Below are 21,665 nucleotides of genomic sequence, written 5' to 3'. Positions count from 1 at the left end.
GAGCCCCATCGTGACCACGCCCGTCGTCGCCATCGCCTACCACTCCGGCTTCGGCCACACCGCCGTCCTCGCCGAGGCCGTCCGCGCCGGTGCCACCGGGGCCGGGGCGACCGTCCACCTGATCAACGTCGCCGAGATCACCGACGCGCAGTGGGAGCTCCTCGACGCCTCCGACGCCATCGTCTTCGGCTCGCCCACCTACATGGGCACCGCCTCGGGCGCCTTCCACGTCTTCGCCGAGGCGTCGTCCAAGCGCTGGTTCACCCGCGCCTGGCAGGACAAGATCGCGGCGGGCTTCACCAACTCCGCCTCCAAGAGCGGCGACAAGCTCCACACCCTGCAGTTCTTCACCGTCCTCGCCGCCCAGCACGGCATGCACTGGGTCGGCCTGGGCGCGATGCCGGGCTGGAACAGCTCGACCGCCTCCGAGAACGACATCAACCGCCTCGGCTTCTTCCTCGGCGCCGGTGCCCAGACCGACAACGACCAGGGCCCCGAGGGCGTCCACAAGGCGGACATAGCCACCGCCGAGCTGCTGGGCCGCCGCGTCGCCGAGCAGACCCGGATCTACGTCGCGGGCCGCGCCTCCGCCTGATCCGCCGTCTGATCGCGCCGCCCGATCGCGCGCCGCCGCCCGATCCCGCGCGGCCACCGGACGCCGCTGCCCCGGCCGTACCGCCGTACGGCCGGGGCAGCGGTGCGTCACGGCCCGGTCGGTGACATCGGTGGCATCGGTGACCTCGGGGACGTCAGTAGCCGAAGTCCTGTGTCCAGTAGGGGCCGTTGCCCCCGTGGTGCACCCCTACACCGATGCTCCGGTAGTCGCAGTTGAGGATGTTCGCCCGGTGGCCGCTGCTGCGCATCCAGGCCTCCATCACGGTGTGGGCGTCGGGGTGGCCGCGCGCGATGTTCTCCCCGCCGAGGTTCTTGATGCCGCGCCGGGCGGCCCGGTCCCAGGGGGTCCGGCCGTCCGGGTCGGTGTGGTCGAAGAAGCCCCGCCGGGCCATGTCGTCGCTGAAGGACTGGGCCAGCCGGTTGAGGTTGCCGCTGGGCCGCAGCGGGCGGCAGCCGGCCTTCGCCCGCTCGGCGTTGACCAGGGACAGCATCAGGTGCGCGGCGGACGACCGTGTGTCCGCGAGCGTTCCGGGCAGTGCGCCCAGGTCGTCGTCGGGGTCGTGGTCGGTGTGGTCGGCGGGCTCGTGCACCGAGGGGCGCCGAGGTGTGCCGGGGGCGGGCGGTGCCGGGCGCGCGCCGGGGACGGCGGCGCGCGCCCGGCCTGCGGGGTGGGCGTCGGGCGGGGTGCCGAAAGCGGCCGGGGGGCGCTCGGCGCCCCGGTTCGCCGGGGGGTTCCCTCGCCCGGGCGCGCTCACCGGCTCCACCGGGGCGCTCCGGGCCTCCGCCGGGGCCGGCCCGGACGCCGCCGGTGCGGTCGGCGCCGCCGGTGGTGGTGCCGCCGTGTCGCGCTCCGGCCGGGCTCCCTGGGCCCGGGCCGGCCCGTCGCGCCCGTCCGCCCGGTCCGCCGGGGCGGCGGCCGGTCCGTCGCGCCGGGGCGGGGGCGCCGGTGCCTCCGGCGGGGCGTCCGCCAGCACGTGTCCGCTGCCGCCGGAGCCGGGGGAGTGGGAATCGGCGGGCGGGAAGGCCCCGCTGGGCAGCAGGCCGGAGACCACCGCGACCGCGCCCATCGCCACGGCCGCCGACGCGCCGAGCAGCCCGGCCCGCCGGGCGGGTGGCGCGGGCTTGGGGGGCTTGCCGCCGCCCGGGCCGGCCGCCGCCGCGCCGGTCTTGAGCGGTCGGCCCGCCTTGCGTTTGGTGCGGTGGGGGCTGCGATGCCGGCCGGCACCGGTGGGGTTGGGGCGGACGATGGGAATGGGCTGGGTGACCGCCTCGGCCGGATCCTCGGTCCCGAACACTCCAGGCGTCTCGCTCGTCAGGGGAGCCCGGCCTGGCCGGGCATTCGCCACCGCCTCGTCAGCGGTCGCACGGGCAGAGCGTCGATGGCGACCCATCCACTGCCTTCCTTACGTGTTCGGCGCCAAGGTGCATCACTCGTACGGGGTAGCCTTATTCGGCCGCGACTGTACGGCACGGGATGGCGGGCCGAAGTGCTGCTTATCTAATTGGCCGGTTAACGTGCAGACATGAACGAGAATGTTCGTCTCACGGCATGGGTCCGTGGACATGTGCAGGGTGTGGGCTTTCGTTGGTTCACTCGGGCCAACGCCTTGCAGATCGGTGACCTGGAGGGCTTCGCCTCCAATCTCTCCGACGGCCGGGTGCAGGTCGTCGCCGAGGGCCCCCGCCAGGGCTGCGAACAGCTGCTCGACTGGCTGCGGGACGGCGACACGCCCGGGCGGGTGGACGGTGTCACCGAGATCTGGGGCCCGCCCAAGGGCGGATACGACGGTTTCGAGATCCGCTGATCCGACTGCCGGAAAATCGGATATCGGCTCGATTTCCCGGAAATCGCGTCGCAGGAGTGTCCCCCACATATGCCAATGGCATATGTGGGGGCAGGAAATCGCCTGATGGTTGCCAACCGGGCCGCATCGTGCAAGGCTGCCTGTCAACGGATGATCTCTACGCCCCCTCGGGCCCCGGGCGCGGAATGCGGTGTGGATAAACCCCCGCGCACCCCTGGGACGCCTGCGGATACGGGGTGTGATCGTGTTGACCGTCAAACCTTTTGGTGAGACTCTGGAAGCCCCGCGCACCTTAGCTGTTTGGCATTGGAACACCGCAGTAGTGATGGCAGACACCGCGGGTGCGATTCCCTCACGACCCACACCGCTTCGGTCGGTCACTCAGTGTGGAGGACCATCCATCATGGCAAAGGCGCTTCTCGGTTACGTCGGCGGCTCCGACCCCCGAGTCCTCTCCGAGATGCGACGGCTCCAGCAGCGTGTCCAGGACCTTGAATCCGAGCTCATTCGGATGCAGGCCGAGAACGACGCGCTGACTGCCGCCGCTCACCGTGGTGACTCGCTGCTCGACAGCATCGACGTATCGAAGGCGGAGCCCGCGCTCGCCTGACCCGTGCCCTGCCCCGGGGGCGCTCGGTCGGACCGCACCGTCAGCCGCTGGAGAGTTCGCACTCACAAGGGACGCTTCGGCGTCCCTTCGTCGTGTGCGGCGATCTTGCTCGCCGTCCTCCCGTCCCCCTGATCCTCTCCGCGGTCGTCTCACGCATGGTGTGCCCTGAAGATTCCCGGGCGAAACCCATTGTTCAGAGCGGCGCGCCAGCGCCCGGCGCGCGGCCGCGCCGGGCGGCGCACGGCCGGTAGAGTCCTACCGCGTGCACCTCAAGAGCCTTACCCTGCGCGGCTTCAAATCCTTCGCCTCCGCCACCACGCTGCGCTTCGAGCCCGGGATCACCTGTGTCGTCGGCCCCAACGGCTCGGGGAAGTCCAATGTCGTGGACGCGCTCTCCTGGGTCATGGGCGAGCAGGGCGCCAAGTCGCTGCGCGGCGGCAAGATGGAGGACGTCATCTTCGCCGGGACGACCGGCCGCCCTCCGCTGGGCCGCGCCGAGGTCTCCCTCACCATCGACAACTCCGACGGTGCCCTGCCGATCGACTACGCGGAAGTCACCATCACGCGGATCATGTTCCGCAACGGCGGCAGCGAGTACCAGATCAACGGCGACACCTGCCGGCTGCTCGACATCCAGGAACTCCTCTCCGACTCCGGCATCGGCCGCGAGATGCACGTCATCGTCGGCCAGGGCCAGCTCGACTCCGTCCTCCACGCCGACCCCCAGGGCCGCCGCGCCTTCATCGAGGAGGCCGCCGGCGTCCTCAAGCACCGCAAGCGCAAGGAGAAGGCGCTGCGGAAGCTCGACGCGATGAAGGCCAACCTCGCCCGCGTCCAGGACCTCACCGACGAACTGCGCCGCCAGCTCAAACCCCTCGGCCGGCAGGCCGCCGTCGCCCGCCGCGCCGCCGTCATCCAGGCCGACCTGCGCGACGCCCGGCTCCGGCTGCTTGCCGACGACCTGGTCGCCCTCCGCGAGGCCCTGCGCGCCGAGATCGCCGACGAGGCCGCCCTCAAGGCCCGCAAGGACGCCGCCGAGGCCGAACTGCGGGCCGCCGCCCTCCGCGAGGCCGCCCTCGAGGAGCACGTCCGCGAGCTCGCCCCGCGCCTCACCCGCGCCCAGCAGAACTGGCACGAACTCTCCCGGCTCGCCGAACGCGTCCGCGGCACCGTCAGCCTCGCCGACGCCCGCGTCACCAGCGCCACCACCGCCCCCGCCGAGGAGCGCCGCGGCCGCGACCCCGAGGACCTGGAACGCGAGGCCGCCCGCGTCCGCGAACAGGAAGCCGAGCTCGAAGCCGCCCTGGAGGCCGCCGGCCACGCCCTGGAGGCCACCGCCGGACACCGCGCCGAGCTCGAACGCCGCCTCGCCGAGGAGGAACGCCGCCTCAAGGACGCCGCCCGCGCCATCGCCGACCGCCGCGAACACCTCGCCCGGCTCCAGGGCCGGGTCACCGCCGCCCACGGCCGCGCCGCCTCCGCCGAGGCCGAGATCGGCCGCCTCGCGGCCGCCCGCGACGAGGCCGCCGAGCGCGCGGCCGCCGCACAGGAGGAGTACGAGCGCCACCAGGCCGAGGCCGACGGCACCGCGGCCGACGACGCCGAACTCGCCGCCCGCCACGACGCGGCGAGGGCCGCTCTGGCCGCCGCCGAGGCCGCCCTCGACGCCGCCCGCGAGGAGGCCGCCGAGGCCGACCGCCGCCGCGCCGCCGTCACCGCCCGCCGTGACGCGCTCGCCCTCGGCCTCCGTCGCAAGGACGGCACCGGAGCGCTGCTGAGCGCGCGGGAACGACTGACCGGACTCCTCGGCCCGGCCGCCGCACTCCTGACCGTCACCCCCGGGTACGAGCTCCCCGTCGCCGCCGCGCTGGGCACGGCGGCCGACGCGATCGCCGTCACCGGCCCCGCCGCCGCGGCCGAGGCGCTGCGCCTGCTGAAGAAGGAGGACGCCGGCCGGGCCACCCTCCTGCTCGCGGGGCCCGCAGAAGGAACGTCACCTCACCCCGAGGACGCGGCGGCCGCCCCCGCCGGCGCCCTTCCGGCCGCCGGCCTGGTACGCGGCCCCGACGACCTGATGCCCGCCGTCCGCCGGCTGCTGCGCGGCTACGTCGTCGTCGACACGCTCGAGGACGCCGAGGCCCTCGTCCGCAGCCACCCCGAGCGCACCGCCGTCACCGCCGACGGCGATCTGCTCGGCGCCCACCTCGCCCAGGGCGGCTCCGGCGGCGCCCCCAGCCTCCTGGAGACCCAGGCGGCCGTGGACGAGGCGACCGCCGAACTGACCGGGCTGACCGCCCGCTGCGCCGCGCTCGCCGAGGCCCGGCACACCGCCGAGGAGCGCCGCGCGGCGGCGGCCGCCCTCGTCGAGGAGCTGGCGGCCCGCCGCGGCGACGCCGACCGGGAGAAGTCGCGGACCGCCCAGGGCCTCGGCCGCCTCGCCGGGCAGGCCAGGGCGGCGGCCGGTGAGGCCGAGCGCACCGCTGCGGCGGTCGCGCGCGCCGAGGAGGCGCTCCTGCGGGCCACCGAGGAGGCCGAGGAGCTCGCCGCCCGGCTCGCGGCGGCCGAGGAGCTCGACGACGAGCACGGCGCGGACGAACCCGACACCTCCGTCCGCGACCGCCTCGCCGCCGACGGGGCCAACGCGCGGCAGACCGAGATGGAGGCGCGCCTCGCGGTCCGTACCCACGAGGAGCGGGTCAAGGCGCTCGCCGGCCGGGCCGACGGGCTCGACCGCGCGGCCCGCGCCGAACGCGAGGCGCGCGCCCGCGCCGAGCGGCGGCAGGCCCGGCTGGCGCACGAGGCGCGGGTCGCCGGGGCCGTCGCGTCCGGCGCCCGCCAGCTCCTGGCCCACGTGGAGGTCTCGCTGCTGCGCGCGGACGAGGAACGCGGCCGGGCCGAGCGCGCGAAGGCTGAACGCGAGGCGGAGCTGACCGCCGGGCGCGACCGCTCCCGGGCCCTCAAGACGGAGCTGGACAAGCTCACCGACTCCGTCCACCGGGGCGAGGTCCTCGGCGCGGAGAAGCGGCTGCGCATCGAGCAGCTGGAGGCGAAGGCGCTCGAGGAGCTGGGCGTGGAGCCGGCCGTCCTGATCGCCGAGTACGGGCCCGACCAGCCCGTACCGCCCTCGCCCCCGGCCGAGGGCGAGCAGCTCCCGGACGACCCGGAGCACCCGCGCAACCGGCCCGTGCCCTACGACCGGGCCGCCCAGGAGAAGCGTCTCAAGGCCGCCGAACGCGCCTACCAGCAGCTCGGCAAGGTCAACCCGCTGGCCCTGGAGGAGTTCGCGGCGCTGGAGGAGCGCCACCAGTTCCTCTCGGAACAACTCGAAGACCTCAAAAAGACCCGGGCCGACCTCCTCCAGGTCGTCAAGGACGTCGACAAGCGCGTGGAGGAGGTCTTCACAGCGGCGTACCACGACACGGCCCGGCAGTTCGAGGGCGTCTTCTCCCGGCTCTTCCCCGGCGGCGAGGGCCGGCTGGTGCTCACCGACCCGGACGACATGCTGGCGACGGGCGTGGACGTGGAGGCCCGGCCGCCCGGCAAGAAGGTGAAGCGGCTGTCCCTGCTGTCGGGCGGCGAGCGCTCCCTGACCGCGGTCGCCCTCCTCGTCGCCATCTTCAAGGCCCGGCCGAGCCCGTTCTACGTCATGGACGAGGTCGAGGCGGCGCTGGACGACACCAATCTCCAGCGGCTGATCGGGATCATGAGGGAACTCCAGGAGAGCTCCCAGCTGATTGTGATCACTCACCAGAAACGGACCATGGAAGTCGCCGACGCCCTCTACGGAGTGTCGATGCAGGGCGACGGAGTGTCGAAGGTGATCAGCCAACGGCTCAACTAGGCAAGATCGATTCAAGTATTGAAGCCAACGGTGGGGAAACGCCCGGGAAACTTCTTCATCACAACCTATTGACTTAGAAAATTGAAGACATAGGGTCTCCCACGACGCTCGCGCCTTCACGTGGTGACCCCCTTGATCTTGTGTCCCACTGGATCTGTCCCACGGGAAAGGCCGCCCCCCACTCCCGGCAACGTGGCCGGGCCCAGGAGAAAACCTTGACCAGCACTGCGATGGCGCAGGGGTCCGAGGGCCGCAAGGCCCAGCCGGACCACCTCGGCCACGTCATCTTCATCACCGCGGCCGCGGCCATGGGTGGCTTCCTCTTCGGCTACGACAGCTCCGTGATCAACGGCGCGGTCGAGGGCATCCGCGGGAAGTACGACATCGGTTCCGCCGCCCTGGCCCAGGTCATCGCCATCGCGCTGATCGGCTGCGCCGTCGGCGCGGCCGTCGCCGGCAAGCTCGCCGACCGCATCGGCCGCATCCGGGTCATGCAGATCTCCGCGACGCTGTTCACCATCAGCGCCGTCGGCTCGGCCGTGCCCTTCTCGCTCTACGACCTCGCCTTCTGGCGCGTCCTGGGCGGCATGGCCATCGGCATGGCCTCCGTCATCGGCCCGGCCTACATCGCCGAGGTCTCCCCGCCGGCCTACCGAGGCCGTCTCGGCGCCTTCCAGCAGGCCGCGATCGTCGTCGGCATCGCCGTCTCGCAGCTGGTCAACTGGGGCATCCTCAACGCCGCCAACGGTGAGCAGCGCGGCAAGGTCCTGGGCATCGAGGCCTGGCAGCTCATGCTCGGCGTCATGGTCGTCCCGGCCGTCCTCTACGGCCTGCTCTCCTTCGCCATCCCCGAGTCCCCCCGCTTCCTGATCTCCGTCGGCAAGACCGACAAGGCCAAGGAGATCCTGGCCGAGGTCGAGGGCCACGCCATCGACGTCGACAAGCGCGTCGCCGAGATCGAGCACGCGATGCACAGCGAGGAGAAGTCCACCTTCAAGGACCTCATCGGTGGTCGCTTCGGCCTGCTGCCCATCGTCTGGGTCGGCATCGGCCTCTCCGTCTTCCAGCAGTTCGTCGGCATCAACGTCGCGTTCTACTACTCCTCGACGCTGTGGCAGTCCGTGGGCGTCAACCCGGAGAGCTCGTTCTTCTACAGCTTCACCACGTCGATCATCAACATCGTCGGCACCGTGATCGCGATGATCCTCGTCGACCGGATCGGCCGTAAGCCGCTCGCGCTCGTCGGCTCCGTCGGCATGGCGCTCTCCCTGGCCCTGGAGGCCTGGGCCTTCGCCTCCAAGACGGCCGACGGCACCCTGCCCACCACGCAGGGCACGGTGGCGCTCGTCGCGGCCCACGCGTTCGTCCTCTTCTTCGCGCTCTCGTGGGGCGTCGTGGTCTGGGTCTTCCTGGGCGAGATGTTCCCCAACCGCATCCGCGCCGCGGCGCTCGGTGTCGCCGCGTCGGCCCAGTGGGTCGCGAACTGGGCCATCACGGCCAGCTTCCCGAGCCTGGCGGACTGGAACCTCTCGGGTGCGTACGTGATCTACGCGGTCTTCGCCGTGCTCTCGATCCCCTTCGTGATGAAGTTCGTGAAGGAGACCAAGGGCAAGGCGCTGGAGGAGATGGGCTAACCCCCCCCGCCGCCCCTCTCCTCGAAAGGGTGCGGCCCCAGCCGACAAGGCTGGGGCCGCACCCTTTCGCTTTGCGGCTGCCCGCCGTGGCGGCTTTCCGCGCCTGCGGCGCGGGTTCTACCCCACCCACCCGCCCGATCACCCGGCGCGGGTTGCCCCGGGTAGGGGCGGGCGGGGTGGGGTGGGTGCGGGGCGGTGGGTGGGTTTGTGCCCACCCGTTCCGCCCTGCGGAACGCCTGCCCACAAACGGCGTGAGGGGGCGGGGTGGGGTGGACGGGCCCTGGTAGGGGCGTAAGGAGCTCTTCGCCGCTGGAGCCAAGTACGGGGCAACCAGCACCGTGATACCAGGGGCCGCGAAGAGCTCAGCCCCGGAAGGGCCCGTCCGCCCCACCCCGACCCCGACCCACCCACCGGGGCACCCGGAAACGCGAAGAGGGCCCCCGGAGGGGGCCCTCGAGTGCGTGCCGTGAAGGTTACGCGGCAACCTTCTCGCGCTCAGGCGCAGCCGTCGCGGCCTCCGCCGCAACCTCCCGCGGCGCCGGCAGCGCCGCCATGACGACCGCCGAGATCACGATCGTCGCCGCCCAACCGAGCCCGTACTTGCCGACGAACGTGCCCGACAGCGGGCCGGCGAACCAGTCGCACTTGGTGAAGGCGATGCCCGCGATCAGGGCGACGGCCCACGCCGTCATCGCCTGCCAGCAGAAGCCGCCGACGTACCAGTACCGGCTGGTGCGGCCGGTGTCCATGAGGGCCTCGGCGTCGTAGCGCACCGCGCGCTTGCGGCGGCGGTTCATGTCGACGACGTAGACGCCGATCCAGGCCGAGAAGGAGACGGCCAGCAGGATCAGGAAGGTGATGAACGAGCTCAGGAAGCTCTTCGCGACCAGCATCAGCAGCAGACCGCCGACCAGCGAGATCGCGGCGTTGATGCTCACGGCCAGCGCACGCGGCAGCTTGACGCCCATCGTCTGGGCGGTGAAGCCGGCCGAGTACATCGACAGGGAGTTGATCAGCAGCATGCCGACGATCGCGGTGATCAGGTACGGCACGGCGAGCCACGTCGGGAGGATGTCACCGAGGAAGGAGACCGGGTCCGGAGCGTCGGCGAGACCCGGCGTGGCCACGGCCATGACCGCGCCCATCATCACCATGGGGACCATCACGAGGCCCGCGCCGGAGACCGTGACGCCGGCGATCTTCTTGCCGGAAGCCGCGTGCGGCAGGTAGCGCGCGAAGTCGGGACCGGTGGGCACCCAGCTGATGCCGCCGGCCGCGATCGTGCCGACACCGGCGACGACCATCGCCGTCGTACCGGCGGGCTTGGAGAAGACGTCGTCCCACTTGATGTTGGCGATCAGGTAGCCGAGCACCAGCACGCTGAAGACGCCGAAGAGGTACGTCGACCAGGTGTTGCAGACGTTGAGCGCCTTGCGGCCCATGCCGCTCACCAGGAAGGTGCAGGCGACGAAGACGAACAGCGTGATGACGATCAGCACGTTGTTGCTCTTCACGCCGAAGACCAGATCGAGCACGGTCAGCACCGCGTAGGCGCCGGTGACCGCGTTGATCGTCTCCCAGCCGAAGCGGGCGACCCACAGGATCGCGCCCGGGAAGAGGTTGCCGCGCACACCGAAGGTGGCCCGGGAGAGCATCGCGCCGGGCGCGCCGCCCCACTTGCCCGACACGGAGACCACGCCGACCAGGCCGAACGACACGAGCGCGGCGCACGCCGCGACGATCATGACCTGCCAGAAGTTCAGCTTGTTGAAGACCACCAGCGCCGCGCCCATGGTGAGCAGCAGCACGCTGATGTTGGCGGCCACCCAGGTCGGGAAGAGCTCCCGGACCCGGCCGTGGCGTTCGTTGTCGGGTACCGGCTCGATACCGCGGGTCTCGACGGCGCTCACGGCGCTGTCGGTGCTGGACACGTTGGCGCCTTCGGCAGCGTTGTCCATGGTGGGGGCCATATCGGGGGCTCCGTGTGGGGGAATTGCAGGGCGGGGCCTGGGCAGAAAGGGACGTTGGGACTCTACGCGCGTCGCGTGAGCCCACGCCATCGTACTTTGATCTAACTTTGGCCGGTTAGTGCCATTGGTCCTTGTGGAAAAGCACGAACACGCCCTGTTCGAAGGCGGCGCGGCCCCTCCGCGCGCAGGTGCCCGATACTGGGGGGCGTTATGGACATCGTCATCCTTGCTGTAGTCATCGCCGTGGTCGCGCTGGGCGCGATCAGCGGGCTCGTGGTCAGCAGCCGCAAGAAGAAAGCGCTGCCGCCCGCTCCGCCGAGCAGCCCGACCGTCACCGCGCCGCCCGCCGAACCGCACGTCGGCGAGGAGGCCGAGACCCCGCGGCCGGAACCCCGCCGCACCGTTGAGGAAGTGGAGCTCCCCGAGGCCGCCCCCGCCCCGGAGGAGACCGCTCCCGTCGTCGAACCGGAGCCCGCGGCCGAGGCCGCCGCGCCGGCCGAGCCCGAGATCGAGGTTCCCGAGCCCACCGCCGGCCGGCTGGTGCGGCTGCGGGCCCGGCTCTCCCGTTCCCAGAACTCCCTCGGCAAGGGTCTGCTGACCCTGCTGTCCCGTGAGCACCTCGACGAGGACACCTGGGAGGAGATCGAGGACACCCTCCTCACCGCCGATGTGGGCGTCGCGCCCACCCAGGAGCTCGTCGAGCGCCTGCGCGAGCGCGTCAAGGTCCTCGGCACCCGTACCCCCGACGAGCTGCGCGCCCTGCTGCGCGAGGAACTGCTCACCCTGATCGGCACCGAGGCCGACCGCAGTGTCCACACCGAGCCCGGTGTGGGGACGAACGGCGAGGAGAAGCCCGGTGTCGTGATGGTCGTCGGCGTCAACGGCGTCGGCAAGACCACCACCACCGGCAAGCTCGCCCGGGTGCTCGTCGCCGACGGGAAGTCCGTCGTCCTGGGCGCGGCCGACACTTTCCGTGCCGCCGCCGCCGATCAGCTCCAGACCTGGGGCGAGCGCGTGGGCGCGCGCACGGTCCGCGGCCCCGAGGCCGGCGACCCGGCGTCGATCGCCTTCGACGCGGTCAAGGAGGGCATCGCCGAGAAGGCGGACGTCGTGCTCATCGACACCGCCGGCCGGCTGCACACCAAGACCGGTCTGATGGACGAGCTCGGCAAGGTCAAGCGCGTCGTGGAGAAGCACGGCTCGGTCGACGAGGTGCTGCTCGTCCTCGATGCCACCACCGGCCAGAACGGCCTGGTCCAGGCGCGGGTCTTCGCCGAGGTCGTCGACATCACCGGTGTCGTCCTCACCAAGCTCGACGGCACGGCCAAGGGCGGCATCATCGTCCAGGTCCAGCGCGAGCTGGGCGTTCCGGTCAAGCTCGTCGGTCTCGGCGAGGGCGCGGACGACCTCGCGCCGTTCGAGCCGGAGGCGTTCGTCGACGCGCTGATCGGCGACTAGCCGCAGGCCGCGTCACGATCCGCACGAGCCCCGTCGCGCAGTACATCGCGACGGGGCTCGCCCGTACCCGGAACCGCGCGACCGGCCACCGACGGCCCGCGGTCGAATGGCGGCGATTCCGGCGAAGCGCTCAGGCGCCGGCGGAACGGTGGCACACATACGCCAGCGTCCCCAGCAGGAGACGGGCCTCCGGGGGGCAGCCCGCCGTGTCGAGGGCGGGCGGCAGCAGCCAGCGCATCGGGCCCAGACCCGCGTAGTCCGACGGCGGGGCCGTGATGTGATCGCCGCGCCCCAGGCCGCGCAGATCGAGCCGGGCGTCGTCCCACCCCATGCGGTAGAGCAGCTGGGGGAGCTCCGCGGCCGCGCCGGGGGCGACGAGGAACAGCGCGCGCCCGTCGGGGGTGAGGGCCACCGGGCCCAGCGGCACCCCCATCCGCTCCAGCCGGGCCAGGGCGTGCCGCCCGGCCGCCTCGGCGACCTCCAGCACGTCGAAGGAGCGCCCCACCGGCAGCAGCACGGCCGCGCCCGGCACCTCCGCCCAGGCGGCAGCGGCCTCGTCCAGCGTGGAGCCCGCGGGGACGGGTGGGGCGAAGGGGAGCGGGTGGGCGCCGGGGGAGGGGCAGTCGGCGGCTCCGCAGGAGCAGATCACCCGGCCCCCGCGCGAGGCCCGGGCGCCCGGGACCACGTCCCAGCCCCACAGGCCGGTGTACTCCGCGACCGTCGTCGCGTATTCGGACGCGCGGCCTCGGCGCCGAGAGCTCGAGCGCAGGTCCCGGATGCCGCCGATTGTGAAGCCCATGCCCCCTCCAACGGGTCGTGTTCGCGGTTGGTTACGTGTCGGAGTGTCTCGGACACGTACGGTCGCGGACGTGTGCTCCGGGGCGGCGCGACGGTGTGCGACAGGTGGTGCGCCGGAGGGCGCGCGCCGTGGCGCGCGACGATCCACCCGCTGCCCGGTTTTCCCGTGCTCGTTCCGCGTCAAGTCAATCGCGAACTGCGGAGGACTCGTTCATTCCTTGGGGTGGCGAATGGTGGCGTTTACTGGACCACTCTCGCCTGAACGGTGATCGTAGGATTACTTTCGGTGCATGGACAGCGCCGGACAGGCGGCCGCAACAGGCGGCAAGCTGTTGGCGGTTCACGCGCAGACGTGGTGAACGCACGTGTGGACACGTATGGGCGTGGTCACGGCAAGGTGCGGAAGCGGGCCGCTGTGTGGACGCGGACGCGTTTGGTCGCGGAATTGCGGATTGTGGATGGGGGCGTTCCCGTGAGCGGCAATGTCAGTGGTGCCGACGGCACCGATCGGGCCGAGAAGGCCGACCGGGCCGACAAGGGTGAGAAACGCCCGAACGAACAGCTGAACTCCTGGTTCCTGCGCAGCGGGTGGTCCAAGGGCGAGCTCGCCCGCCAGGTGAACCGAAGGGCCCGGCAGCTCGGTGCCCACCACATCAGCACGGACACCTCCCGGGTGCGCCGCTGGCTGGACGGCGAGCAGCCCCGCGAGCCCATCCCCAAGATCCTCTCCGAGCTGTTCTCCGAGCGCTTCGGCTGCGTCGTCGGCGTCGAGGACATCGGCCTGCGCGTCGCCCATCAGTCGCCCTCCGTCGGCGGGGTCGACCTGCCCTGGGCCGCCCCCCAGACCGTGGAGCTGCTCAGCGAGTTCTCCCGCAGCGATCTGATGCTCGCGCGCCGGGGCTTCCTCGGCACCTCGCTCGCCCTCACCGCCGGGCCCGCCCTCATCGAGCCCATGCAGCGCTGGCTGGTGCCCGGCCCCACCGGCCGGGACGCCGCGCGCTCCGCCGAGCGCGACCGCTCCCGCAGGTCCCGGCTCTCCGAGCCGGAGCTGGAGCTGCTGGAGTCGACGACGGTGATGTTCCGCCAGTGGGACGCCCAGTGCGGCGGCGGGCTGCGCCGCAAGGCCGTCGTGGGCCAGCTCCACGAGGTCACCGACCTCCTCCAGGAGCCCCAGCCCGACGAGACCACCCGGCGGCTGTTCCACGTCGCCGCCGAGCTGGCCGAGCTGGCCGGCTGGATGAGCTACGACATCGGCCTCCACCCCACCGCCCAGAAGTACTTCGTCCTCGCCCTCCACGCCGCCAAGGAGGCCGGCAACCGCCCCCTGGGCTCGTTCGTGCTCTCCATGATGAGCCGCCAGATGATCCACCTCGGCCGGCCCGACGACGCCCTGGAGCTGATCCACCTCGGCCAGTACGGCTCCCGGGAGACGGCCACCCCCCGCACCCAGGCCATGCTCCACGCCATGGAGGCCCGGGCCTACGCCAACATGGGCCAGCCCGCCAAGGTCAAGCGCGCGGTCGCCATGGCCGAGGACTGCTTCGCGGACTGCTCCAAGAGCGACCGCGACCCCGACTGGATCCGCTTCTTCTCCGAGGCCGAGCTCAACGCCGAGAACGCCCACTCCTTCCGCGACCTGGCCTATGTGGCCGGCTGCAGCCCCACCTACGCCCAGCTCGCGCGGCCCAAGATGGAGCGCGCCGTCGAGCTGTTCTCCCAGGACGACGAGCACCAGCGTTCGTATGCGCTCAACCTGATCGGCATGGCCACCGTCCACCTCCTCCAGCGCGAGCCGGAGGCCTGCGCCGAGCCCGTGAAGAAGGCGCTGCGGATCGCCAAGCAGGTGCGCTCCGAGCGGGTCAACAACCGGCTGCGCAAGACCGTGGACAACGCCCTGCGCGACTTCGGGGACGTCGCCGAAGTCGTCGACCTGACCGACCACCTCGCCGTTCACCTGCCGGAATCCCTGGAGGCCGCCCACGCGGTCTGATCCTCCGGCCCCTCTGCCCGGCCGTGGCGACCCTCCCGTACAGCCCGACTCGGCCTCCCCCACGCCAGGTCACCCCGGACGGTCGCCGCGGCCGGTCCGTGTCCGCGCGCGGGAGCGCGGCCGGGCGGGCCGAAGGGTAGGGGAGACCCGCCGCGTCCGTCCCGCCGTTCACCGGGGCGTAACACGCCCGGCCCCATCGTCACCGGCGTGAAACAGCCCACGGCACCGGCTGAAACCGCGCTGCGACAGCCTCAAGGCGACATCGGCCCACCGAAGAAACACCGCCCGCACGGGGGCGCGGGCCGCGGCGGCGAGGAGACACCGACATTGAATGGCGCAGACACCGCGTTCGTACTGATCAGTGCCGCGCTCGTGATGCTGATGACACCCGCCCTGGCCTTCTTCTACGGCGGCATGGTCCGGGTCAAGAGCGCGCTCAACATGCTGATGATGTCGTTCATCTCGCTGGGCGTCGTCAGCGTCCTGTGGGTGCTCTACGGCTACTCCCTGGCCTTCGGTGACGACATCGGCGCCGGGCTGCTGGGCGGCCTGGGCCACCTCGGCCTGAGCGGCATCCACCCCGACACCCTCACCGGCGGCAAGGAGGGCATCCCCGTCCTCGCGTTCGCCCTCTTCCAGATGATGTTCGCCGTCATCACCCCCGCCCTGATGAGCGGCGCCCTCGCCGACCGCGTGAAGTTCAGCGCCTGGACGCTGTTCATCGCCCTGTGGGTGAGCGTCGTCTACTTCCCCGTCGCCCACTGGGTCTGGCAGGCCGACGGCTGGCTGTTCAAGCTCAAGGTGATCGACTTCGCGGGCGGCACCGCCGTCCACATCAACGCGGGCATCGGCGCCCTGGCCGCCGTCCTCGTCGTCGGCAAGCGCGTCGGCTTCAAGAAGGACCCGATGCGCCCCCACAGCCTGCCCCTGGTGATGCTCGGCGCCGGGCTCCTCTGGTTCGGCTGGTTCGGCTTCAACGCCGGCTCGGCGCTCGCCGCCAACGGCACCGCCGCCAACATGGCCATGAACACCCAGATCGCCACCGGCGCCGCCATGCTCGGCTGGCTCGCCTACGAGCGGATCCGGCACGGCGCGTTCACCACCCTCGGCGCCGCCTCCGGAGCCGTCGCCGGCCTCGTCGCCATCACCCCCTCCGGCGCCGCCGTCAACGCCTTCGGGGCGATCCTCATCGGCCTCGTCGCCGGCGCCGTCTGCTCCTGGGCCGTCAGCTGGAAGTTCAAGTTCGGCTTCGACGACTCCCTCGACGTGGTCGGCGTCCACCTCGTCGGCGGCGTCATCGGCACCCTCCTCGTCGGCCTCCTCGCCACCGACGGCGTCGGCGGCCTCACCCAGCTCGGCCGCCAGGCCGCCGGAGCGTTCTCGGTGATGGCCTACTCCTTCACCGTCTCCTGGCTCCTCGCCAAGCTCGTCGACAAGCTCGTCGGCTTCCGGGCCGGCGAGGAGGACGAGATCAGCGGCGTCGACCAGGCCTTCCACGCCGAGAGCGCCTACGACTTCACCGCCGTCGGCGGAGCCGCCGCCTCCCGCGCCGTCCACCACGCCCCCGCACAGCAGCAGCACCCGAACGACACGTACGACAAGAAGGTGGACGCGTGAAGCTCGTCACCGCGATCGTCAAGCCCTACAAGCTCGAGGACGTCAAGGCCGCCCTGCAGGAGTTCGGCGTCCACGGCCTGACCGTCACCGAGGCCACCGGATACGGCCGCCAGCGCGGCCACACCGAGGTCTACCGGGGCGCCGAGTACCGGATCGACCTCGTCCCCAAGGTCCGCATAGAGGTCCTCGCGGAGGACGGCGACGCCGACGACATCGTCGACGTCATCGTCCGCAGCGCCCGCACCGGAAAGATCGGCGACGGCAAGGTCTGGGTCGTCCCCCTCGACACCGTCGCCCGCGTCCGCACCGACGAGCGCGGCCCCGACGCGCTGTGACCGCCTCCAGCACCGGTTGACCAGGAGCCCCCGTTGACGGAGCACGACACCGAGACGCACCCGGGGCGGCAGGGCGGCTACGCGGCCGCCCGGCTGCGCCTCCTGACCGAGGAACGGCTCACCGGCCCGCCCCTGCGCACCGGGCTCGCCCGGGCCACCGACAGCTGGCTGGGCGAGCTCCTCGGGCCCGCCCCGGGCGTCGCCCTCGTCGCCGTCGGCGGCTACGGGCGCGGCGAGCTCTCCCCCCGCAGCGACCTCGACGTCCTCCTCCTCCACGACGGCACCACCGACGCCCCCGGCCTCGCGGCCCTCGCCGACCGCGTCTGGTACCCCGTCTGGGACATGGGCCTCGCCCTCGACCACTCCGTCCGCACCCCGGCCGAGGCCCGCAAGGCCGCCACCGGCGACCTCAAGGTCCACCTCGGCCTCCTCGACGCCCGCCACCTCGCCGGCGACCCCGCCCTCACCGCCGCCCTCCGCACCACCGCCTACGAGGACTGGCGCGCCCAGGCCCCCGCCCGGCTGCCCGAACTGCGCGAGCTGTGCGAGGAACGCGCCCGCCGCCACGGCGAGCTGCGCTTCCTGCTGGAACCCGACCTGAAGGAGGCCCGCGGCGGCCTCCGCGACGCCACCGCCCTGCGGGCCGTCGCCGCCTCCTGGCTCGCCGACGCCCCCCGCGAGGGCCTCGAAGCCGCCCGCACCCGCCTCCTCGACACCCGCGACGCCCTCCACCTCGCCACCGGCCGCGCCACCGACCGGCTCGCCCTCCAGGAACAGGACCAGGTCGCCGCCGCCCTCGGCCTCCCCGACGCCGACGCGCTCCTGCGCGACGTCTACCGGGCCGCCCACACCGTCTCCTACGCCGCCGAGGTCACCTGGCGCGAGGTCGGCCGCGTCCTGCGCGCCCGCTCCGGACGGCCCCGGCTGCGCCGGATCATCGGTGGACGCGGCGGGCGCGGCGGCTTCGTCGCGCCCGAGCGGATCCCGCTGGCGGAAGGCGTCGTCGAACAGGACGGCGAGGCCGGCCTCGCCCGTACCGCCCGCCCCGAGCACGACCCCGTGCTCCCGCTGCGCGCCGCGGCGGCCGCCGCCCAGGCGGGCCTCCCGCTGTCCCGGCACGCGGTGCGCCGCCTGACCGGCGCCCCGGCGCTGCCCGTCCCCTGGCCCGCCGAGGCCCGCGAACAGCTCCTCACCCTCCTCGGCGCCGGAGAGCCCGCCGTGGCCGTCTGGGAGGCGCTGGAGACCGAGGGGATCGTCTCCCGGCTGCTGCCCGAATGGGAGGACGTGCGCTGCCGCCCGCAGCGCAACGCCCTCCACCGCTGGACCGTCGACCGCCACCTCGTCGAGACGGCGGTGCGCGCCGCCGCCCTCACCCGCCGCGTCGGCCGCCCCGACCTGCTGCTCCTCGCCGCGCTCCTCCACGACATCGGCAAGGGCAGGCCGGGCGACCACTCCGAGACGGGCGCGGAGACCGCCCGCCGGGTGGCGGCCCGGCTCGGCTACGGCCCAAAGGACACGGAGGTCCTCGCCACGCTCGTCCGCCACCACCTGCTGCTGGCCGACACCGCCACGCGGCGCGACCTCGGCGACCCGGCCACGGTCCGCGCGGTCACCGACGCGGTCGGCTCCGCCGCCGTCCTGGAGCTCCTCCACGCCCTCACCGAGGCCGACGCCCTCGCCACCGGCCCGACGGCCTGGACCGCCTGGCGGGCCTCGCTGGTGGCCGATCTGGTCCGCCGGGCGGCGGCCGCCCTCGACGGCCGGCCCGTCCCGCCCGGCCCCGAGCGGAGCGCCCCCACCGCCGAGCAGACGGGCGCGGCGGACGAGGCCCGGCGCACGGGCGCCCCCGTCGTCGTGATGCGGGCCCGCCCCGAGGGCGCCGGGAGCGACGGGCCCGTCGGCGTCGAACTGCTGATCGCGCTCCCCGACCGGCCGGGCGTCCTGCCCGCCGCCGCCGGGGTGCTCGCCCTCCACCGGCTGCGCGTCCGCACGGCCGAGATCCGCGCCGTGGACGGCCCGGCGGGCGAGGAGCGCCCCGTTCTCCTGCTGACCTGGCGCGTCGCCGCCGAGTACGGCTCCCCGCCGGGGGCCGCGCGGCTGCGAGAGGACCTGACGCGCGCCCTGGACGGCTCCCTCGACGTCGCCGGGCGGCTGGCCGAGCGCGAGGCCGCCTACCGCGGCCGGCGCCGGGGCGTCCCCCACGCGCCGCCCCGGGTGAGCGTGGCCCCCGGCGGCTCCCGGGCCGCGACGGTCCTGGAGGTGCGGGCCCAGGACGCCCCCGGACTGCTCCACCGCATCGGCCTCGCCCTGGAGGACGCCGGGCTGTGGGTGCGCAGCGCGCACGTCGGCACCCTGGGCGCGAGCGCCGTGGACGCCTTCTACGTGACCGGCCCCGGGGGCGGCCCGCTGCCGCCCGAGGAGGCCGCCCGGACGGCCCGCGACGTCCAGGAGTCACTGGGCGGCTGACCGCACCGGGGAGGGCCGGATACCCTTGGGGGTCAGCCGCCGCCTTGACTTACGACAAGAAGGATCCGCGACCACCGTGTTCGATACCCTCTCCGACCGCCTCGCAGCGACGTTCAAGAACCTCCGGGGCAAGGGCCGCCTCTCCGAGGCCGACATCGACGCCACGGCACGCGAGATCCGCATCGCCCTGCTCGAGGCCGATGTGGCTCTGCCCGTCGTGCGCGCCTTCATCAAGCAGGTCAAGGAGCGCGCCACCGGCTCCGAGGTCTCCCAGGCCCTGAACCCGGCCCAGCAGGTCATCAAGATCGTCAACGAGGAGCTCATCACCATCCTCGGTGGCGAGACCCGCCGGCTGCGCTTCGCCAAGAGCGGCCCGACGGTCATCATGCTCGCCGGTCTCCAGGGTGCCGGTAAGACGACCCTCGCCGGAAAGCTCGGCCACTGGCTCAAGGGCCAGGGCCACGCCCCGCTGCTCGTCGCCTGTGACCTCCAGCGCCCCAACGCCGTCAACCAGCTCGGCGTCGTCGCCGAGCGCGCCGGTGTCGCGATCTTCGCGCCGGAGCCGGGCAACGGCGTGGGCGACCCGGTCCAGGTCGCCAAGGACTCCGTCGAGCACGCCCGCGCCAAGCAGTACGACGTCGTGATCGTCGACACCGCCGGCCGTCTGGGCATCGACGCGGAGCTGATGCAGCAGGCCGCGGACATCCGTGACGCGGTGCAGCCGCAGGAGATCCTCTTCGTCCTCGACGCGATGATCGGTCAGGACGCGGTCAACACCGCCGAGGCCTTCCGCGACGGCGTCGGCTTCGACGGCGTCGTGCTCTCCAAGCTCGACGGCGACGCGCGCGGTGGTGCCGCCCTGTCGGTCGCGCACGTGACCGGCAAGCAGATCATCTTCGCCTCCAACGGCGAGAAGCTGGACGACTTCGACGCGTTCCACCCGGACCGCATGGCGTCCCGCATCCTCGGCATGGGCGACATGCTCAGCCTCATCGAGAAGGCCGAGCAGACCTTCAGCCAGGCCGAGGCCGAGAAGATGGCGGCCAAGCTGGCGAAGGGCCCCAAGGAGTTCACGCTCGACGACTTCCTGTCGCAGATGGAGCAGGTCCGCAAGATGGGCTCCATCTCCAAGCTCCTCGGCATGCTCCCGGGCATGGGCCAGATCAAGGACCAGATCAACAACCTCGACGAGCGCGACGTCGACCGCACCGCCGCGATCATCAAGTCGATGACCCCGGCCGAGCGCCAGGACCCGACGATCATCAACGGCTCCCGCCGGGCCCGTATCGCCAAGGGTTCCGGTGTGGAGGTCAGCGCGGTGAAGAACCTCGTGGAGCGCTTCTTCGAGGCCCGCAAGATGATGTCCCGCATGGCCCAGGGCGGCGGGATGCCGGGCATGCCGGGCCTTCCGGGCATGGGCGGCGGCGCGGCCCGCAAGAAGAAGCAGCTCAAGCAGGGCAAGGGCAAGCGTCAGTCGGGCAACCCGATGAAGCGCAAGGCCGACGCGGAGGCCGCGGCCGCGCGCCGTGAGCAGGCGCAGGCCGACGGCATGCCGGGCCTCCCGACGGGCGCCGACGGCAAGTTCGAACTGCCCGACGAGTTCAAGAAGTTCATGGGCTGACCCCGGCCCTCGGCACACCGACGACAGCCCCCGGCACGCCGGGGGCTGTCGTCGTCCGTACGCCTACACCCGGGCGATCAGATACCGGAACACGTTCGGCATCCACACCGTCCCGTCGCCCCGCAGATACGGGTGGAGGGCCTCGGCGAGCTCCTTGGCGACCTGCTCCTCGTCCGTCGCCCGCACCGCCGCGTCGAAGGTGCCCGTCGACAGCAGGCCCCGCACCGCGCTGCCCATGTCGGCGTAGCCGTACGGGCAGGAGACCCGGCCCGAGCCGTCCGGGGTGAGCCCGGCGTGGCGAGCCAGGTTCTCCAGGTCGTCACGCCCGCTGGGACGCCAGCGGGCGGGGGCGCACATCGGATCGGCCAGGCGCGCGGCCACCCGTAGCGCGCTGGACGCCGCGCAGCGCTCCTGCGGGCCCCAGCCGGCCAGGACGACGGGCGAGCCCGGCGCGGCGTACGCGGCGGCGCGGGCGAGCCCTCGCGCGAGCCCCTGGGGGCCGGAGCCCGCGCAGAAGAGCGGGTCGAAGGCGGTGACGAGGGTGAAGAGCGGGCCGTCCGGCTCGCTCACGGCCTCGGGCCCGCCGAGGCCCAGCCGCGGGCCGTCCGGCCGGGCGCCCTCCGGCAGCAGCCGCTCACGGGCCAGCGCGAGCCTGCGGCCGTCGGTGTCGACACCGCAGACGACGGCCCCGCGGGACGCCGCCATCAGCAGGGCCAGCCCCGAGCCGCAGCCGATGCTCAGCAGCCGGGTGCCGGGGCCGGTCTCCAGGCGCTCGTACACCGCCTCGTAGAGCGGCACCAGCATCCGTTCCTGGATTTCCGCCCAGTCGCGGGCCCGGGATTCGGGCGAGGTCGGGGACGGCTGGTGCCGCCGCACGAGCGTTGGTGTCATCGAATGCGCCCCAA

At 72.9% G+C, this 21,665-nt stretch carries 15 protein-coding genes; 11 read left to right on the top strand and 4 right to left on the bottom strand.

Features of this window, described 5'->3' with window-relative positions; genetic code table 11:
- Positions 1-10: 10 nt before the first annotated feature.
- Positions 11-595, top strand: coding sequence for a flavodoxin family protein (locus IE096_RS10850; protein ID WP_189451134.1), 585 nt, complete (start codon positions 11-13; stop codon positions 593-595).
- 154 nt (positions 596-749) lie between these two features.
- On the opposite strand, the gene IE096_RS10845 is transcribed toward IE096_RS10850, so the two are convergent.
- Complete coding sequence (locus tag IE096_RS10845; protein ID WP_189451131.1) at positions 750-1,910, bottom strand: CAP domain-containing protein; 1,161 nt, start codon at positions 1,908-1,910, stop codon at positions 750-752.
- 228 nt (positions 1,911-2,138) lie between these two features.
- Here IE096_RS10845 and IE096_RS10840 point away from each other — a divergent pair, with 228 nt between their 5' ends.
- The 4 genes from IE096_RS10840 to IE096_RS10825 all read left to right on the top strand — a co-directional run bounded on the left by IE096_RS10840 (position 2,139) and on the right by IE096_RS10825 (position 8,505).
- Positions 2,139-2,420 carry an acylphosphatase gene (locus IE096_RS10840; RefSeq protein WP_189451129.1) on the top strand — a complete coding sequence of 94 codons (282 nt, stop codon included), beginning with the start codon at positions 2,139-2,141 and terminating at the stop codon, positions 2,418-2,420.
- 403 nt (positions 2,421-2,823) lie between these two features.
- Complete coding sequence (locus IE096_RS10835) at positions 2,824-3,030, top strand: hypothetical protein (protein ID WP_126918241.1); 207 nt, start codon at positions 2,824-2,826, stop codon at positions 3,028-3,030.
- 262 nt (positions 3,031-3,292) lie between these two features.
- Complete coding sequence (gene smc, locus IE096_RS10830; RefSeq protein ID WP_189451128.1) at positions 3,293-6,871, top strand: chromosome segregation protein SMC; 3,579 nt, start codon at positions 3,293-3,295, stop codon at positions 6,869-6,871.
- Between the two features lie 140 nt (positions 6,872-7,011).
- Positions 7,012-8,505, top strand: a complete 1,494-nt coding sequence (locus IE096_RS10825; RefSeq protein ID WP_268248295.1) for a sugar porter family MFS transporter — start codon at positions 7,012-7,014, stop codon at positions 8,503-8,505.
- A gap of 473 nt (positions 8,506-8,978) precedes the next feature.
- Here IE096_RS10825 and IE096_RS10820 read toward each other — a convergent pair whose 3' ends face one another.
- Entirely contained in the window at positions 8,979-10,463 is a 1,485-nt protein-coding gene (locus IE096_RS10820; protein ID WP_189451126.1) for a purine-cytosine permease family protein, read from the bottom strand.
- A gap of 222 nt (positions 10,464-10,685) precedes the next feature.
- Here IE096_RS10820 and ftsY point away from each other — a divergent pair, with 222 nt between their 5' ends.
- A complete protein-coding gene (gene ftsY / locus IE096_RS10815) occupies positions 10,686-11,933 on the top strand; it encodes a signal recognition particle-docking protein FtsY (RefSeq protein ID WP_189451124.1) in 1,248 nt (415 codons plus the stop codon).
- 130 nt (positions 11,934-12,063) lie between these two features.
- On the opposite strand, the gene IE096_RS10810 is transcribed toward ftsY, so the two are convergent.
- Complete coding sequence (locus tag IE096_RS10810; RefSeq protein WP_189451122.1) at positions 12,064-12,732, bottom strand: bifunctional DNA primase/polymerase; 669 nt, start codon at positions 12,730-12,732, stop codon at positions 12,064-12,066.
- 471 nt (positions 12,733-13,203) lie between these two features.
- Here IE096_RS10810 and nsdA point away from each other — a divergent pair, with 471 nt between their 5' ends.
- The 5 genes from nsdA to ffh all read left to right on the top strand — a co-directional run bounded on the left by nsdA (position 13,204) and on the right by ffh (position 20,760).
- A complete protein-coding gene (gene nsdA, locus IE096_RS10805; protein ID WP_373298079.1) occupies positions 13,204-14,721 on the top strand; it encodes a transcriptional repressor NsdA in 1,518 nt (505 codons plus the stop codon).
- Between the two features lie 327 nt (positions 14,722-15,048).
- Entirely contained in the window at positions 15,049-16,338 is a 1,290-nt protein-coding gene (locus IE096_RS10800; RefSeq protein ID WP_189451120.1) for an ammonium transporter, read from the top strand.
- On the top strand, positions 16,335-16,673 hold the full coding sequence (locus IE096_RS10795; protein ID WP_126916290.1) for a P-II family nitrogen regulator: 339 nt from the start codon (positions 16,335-16,337) through the stop codon (positions 16,671-16,673). Before IE096_RS10800 ends, IE096_RS10795 begins: the two co-directional genes overlap by 4 nt.
- Before the next feature lie 33 nt (positions 16,674-16,706).
- The gene (locus IE096_RS10790; protein WP_189451118.1) at positions 16,707-19,139 is read left to right on the top strand and encodes a [protein-PII] uridylyltransferase; all 2,433 of its coding nucleotides are present in this window, start codon (positions 16,707-16,709) and stop codon (positions 19,137-19,139) included.
- A gap of 76 nt (positions 19,140-19,215) precedes the next feature.
- A complete protein-coding gene (gene ffh, locus IE096_RS10785; protein WP_189451116.1) occupies positions 19,216-20,760 on the top strand; it encodes a signal recognition particle protein in 1,545 nt (514 codons plus the stop codon).
- A gap of 63 nt (positions 20,761-20,823) precedes the next feature.
- Here the strand turns inward: ffh and IE096_RS10780 are convergent, their stop codons facing one another.
- Positions 20,824-21,651 carry a class I SAM-dependent methyltransferase gene (locus tag IE096_RS10780; protein WP_189451115.1) on the bottom strand — a complete coding sequence of 276 codons (828 nt, stop codon included), beginning with the start codon at positions 21,649-21,651 and terminating at the stop codon, positions 20,824-20,826.
- Positions 21,652-21,665 lie beyond the last annotated feature (14 nt).

This window comes from Streptomyces abikoensis (genome assembly GCF_014648775.1).
Classification (GTDB): domain Bacteria; phylum Actinomycetota; class Actinomycetes; order Streptomycetales; family Streptomycetaceae; genus Streptomyces; species Streptomyces abikoensis.
The sequence above is the reverse complement of the archived record's forward strand: the minus strand, read 5'-3'. Positions and strand labels throughout refer to the sequence as shown.

Coding starts and splice junctions, on each gene's coding strand:
- IE096_RS10820 (WP_189451126.1), bottom strand. CDS start 10,463: ATGGACAACGCTGCCGAAGGCGCCAACGTGTCCAGCACCGACAGCGCC.
- IE096_RS10835 (WP_126918241.1), top strand. CDS start 2,824: ATGGCAAAGGCGCTTCTCGGTTACGTCGGCGGCTCCGACCCCCGAGTC.
- ftsY (WP_189451124.1), top strand. CDS start 10,686: ATGGACATCGTCATCCTTGCTGTAGTCATCGCCGTGGTCGCGCTGGGC.
- IE096_RS10810 (WP_189451122.1), bottom strand. CDS start 12,732: ATGGGCTTCACAATCGGCGGCATCCGGGACCTGCGCTCGAGCTCTCGG.
- IE096_RS10840 (WP_189451129.1), top strand. CDS start 2,139: ATGAACGAGAATGTTCGTCTCACGGCATGGGTCCGTGGACATGTGCAG.
- IE096_RS10780 (WP_189451115.1), bottom strand. CDS start 21,651: ATGACACCAACGCTCGTGCGGCGGCACCAGCCGTCCCCGACCTCGCCC.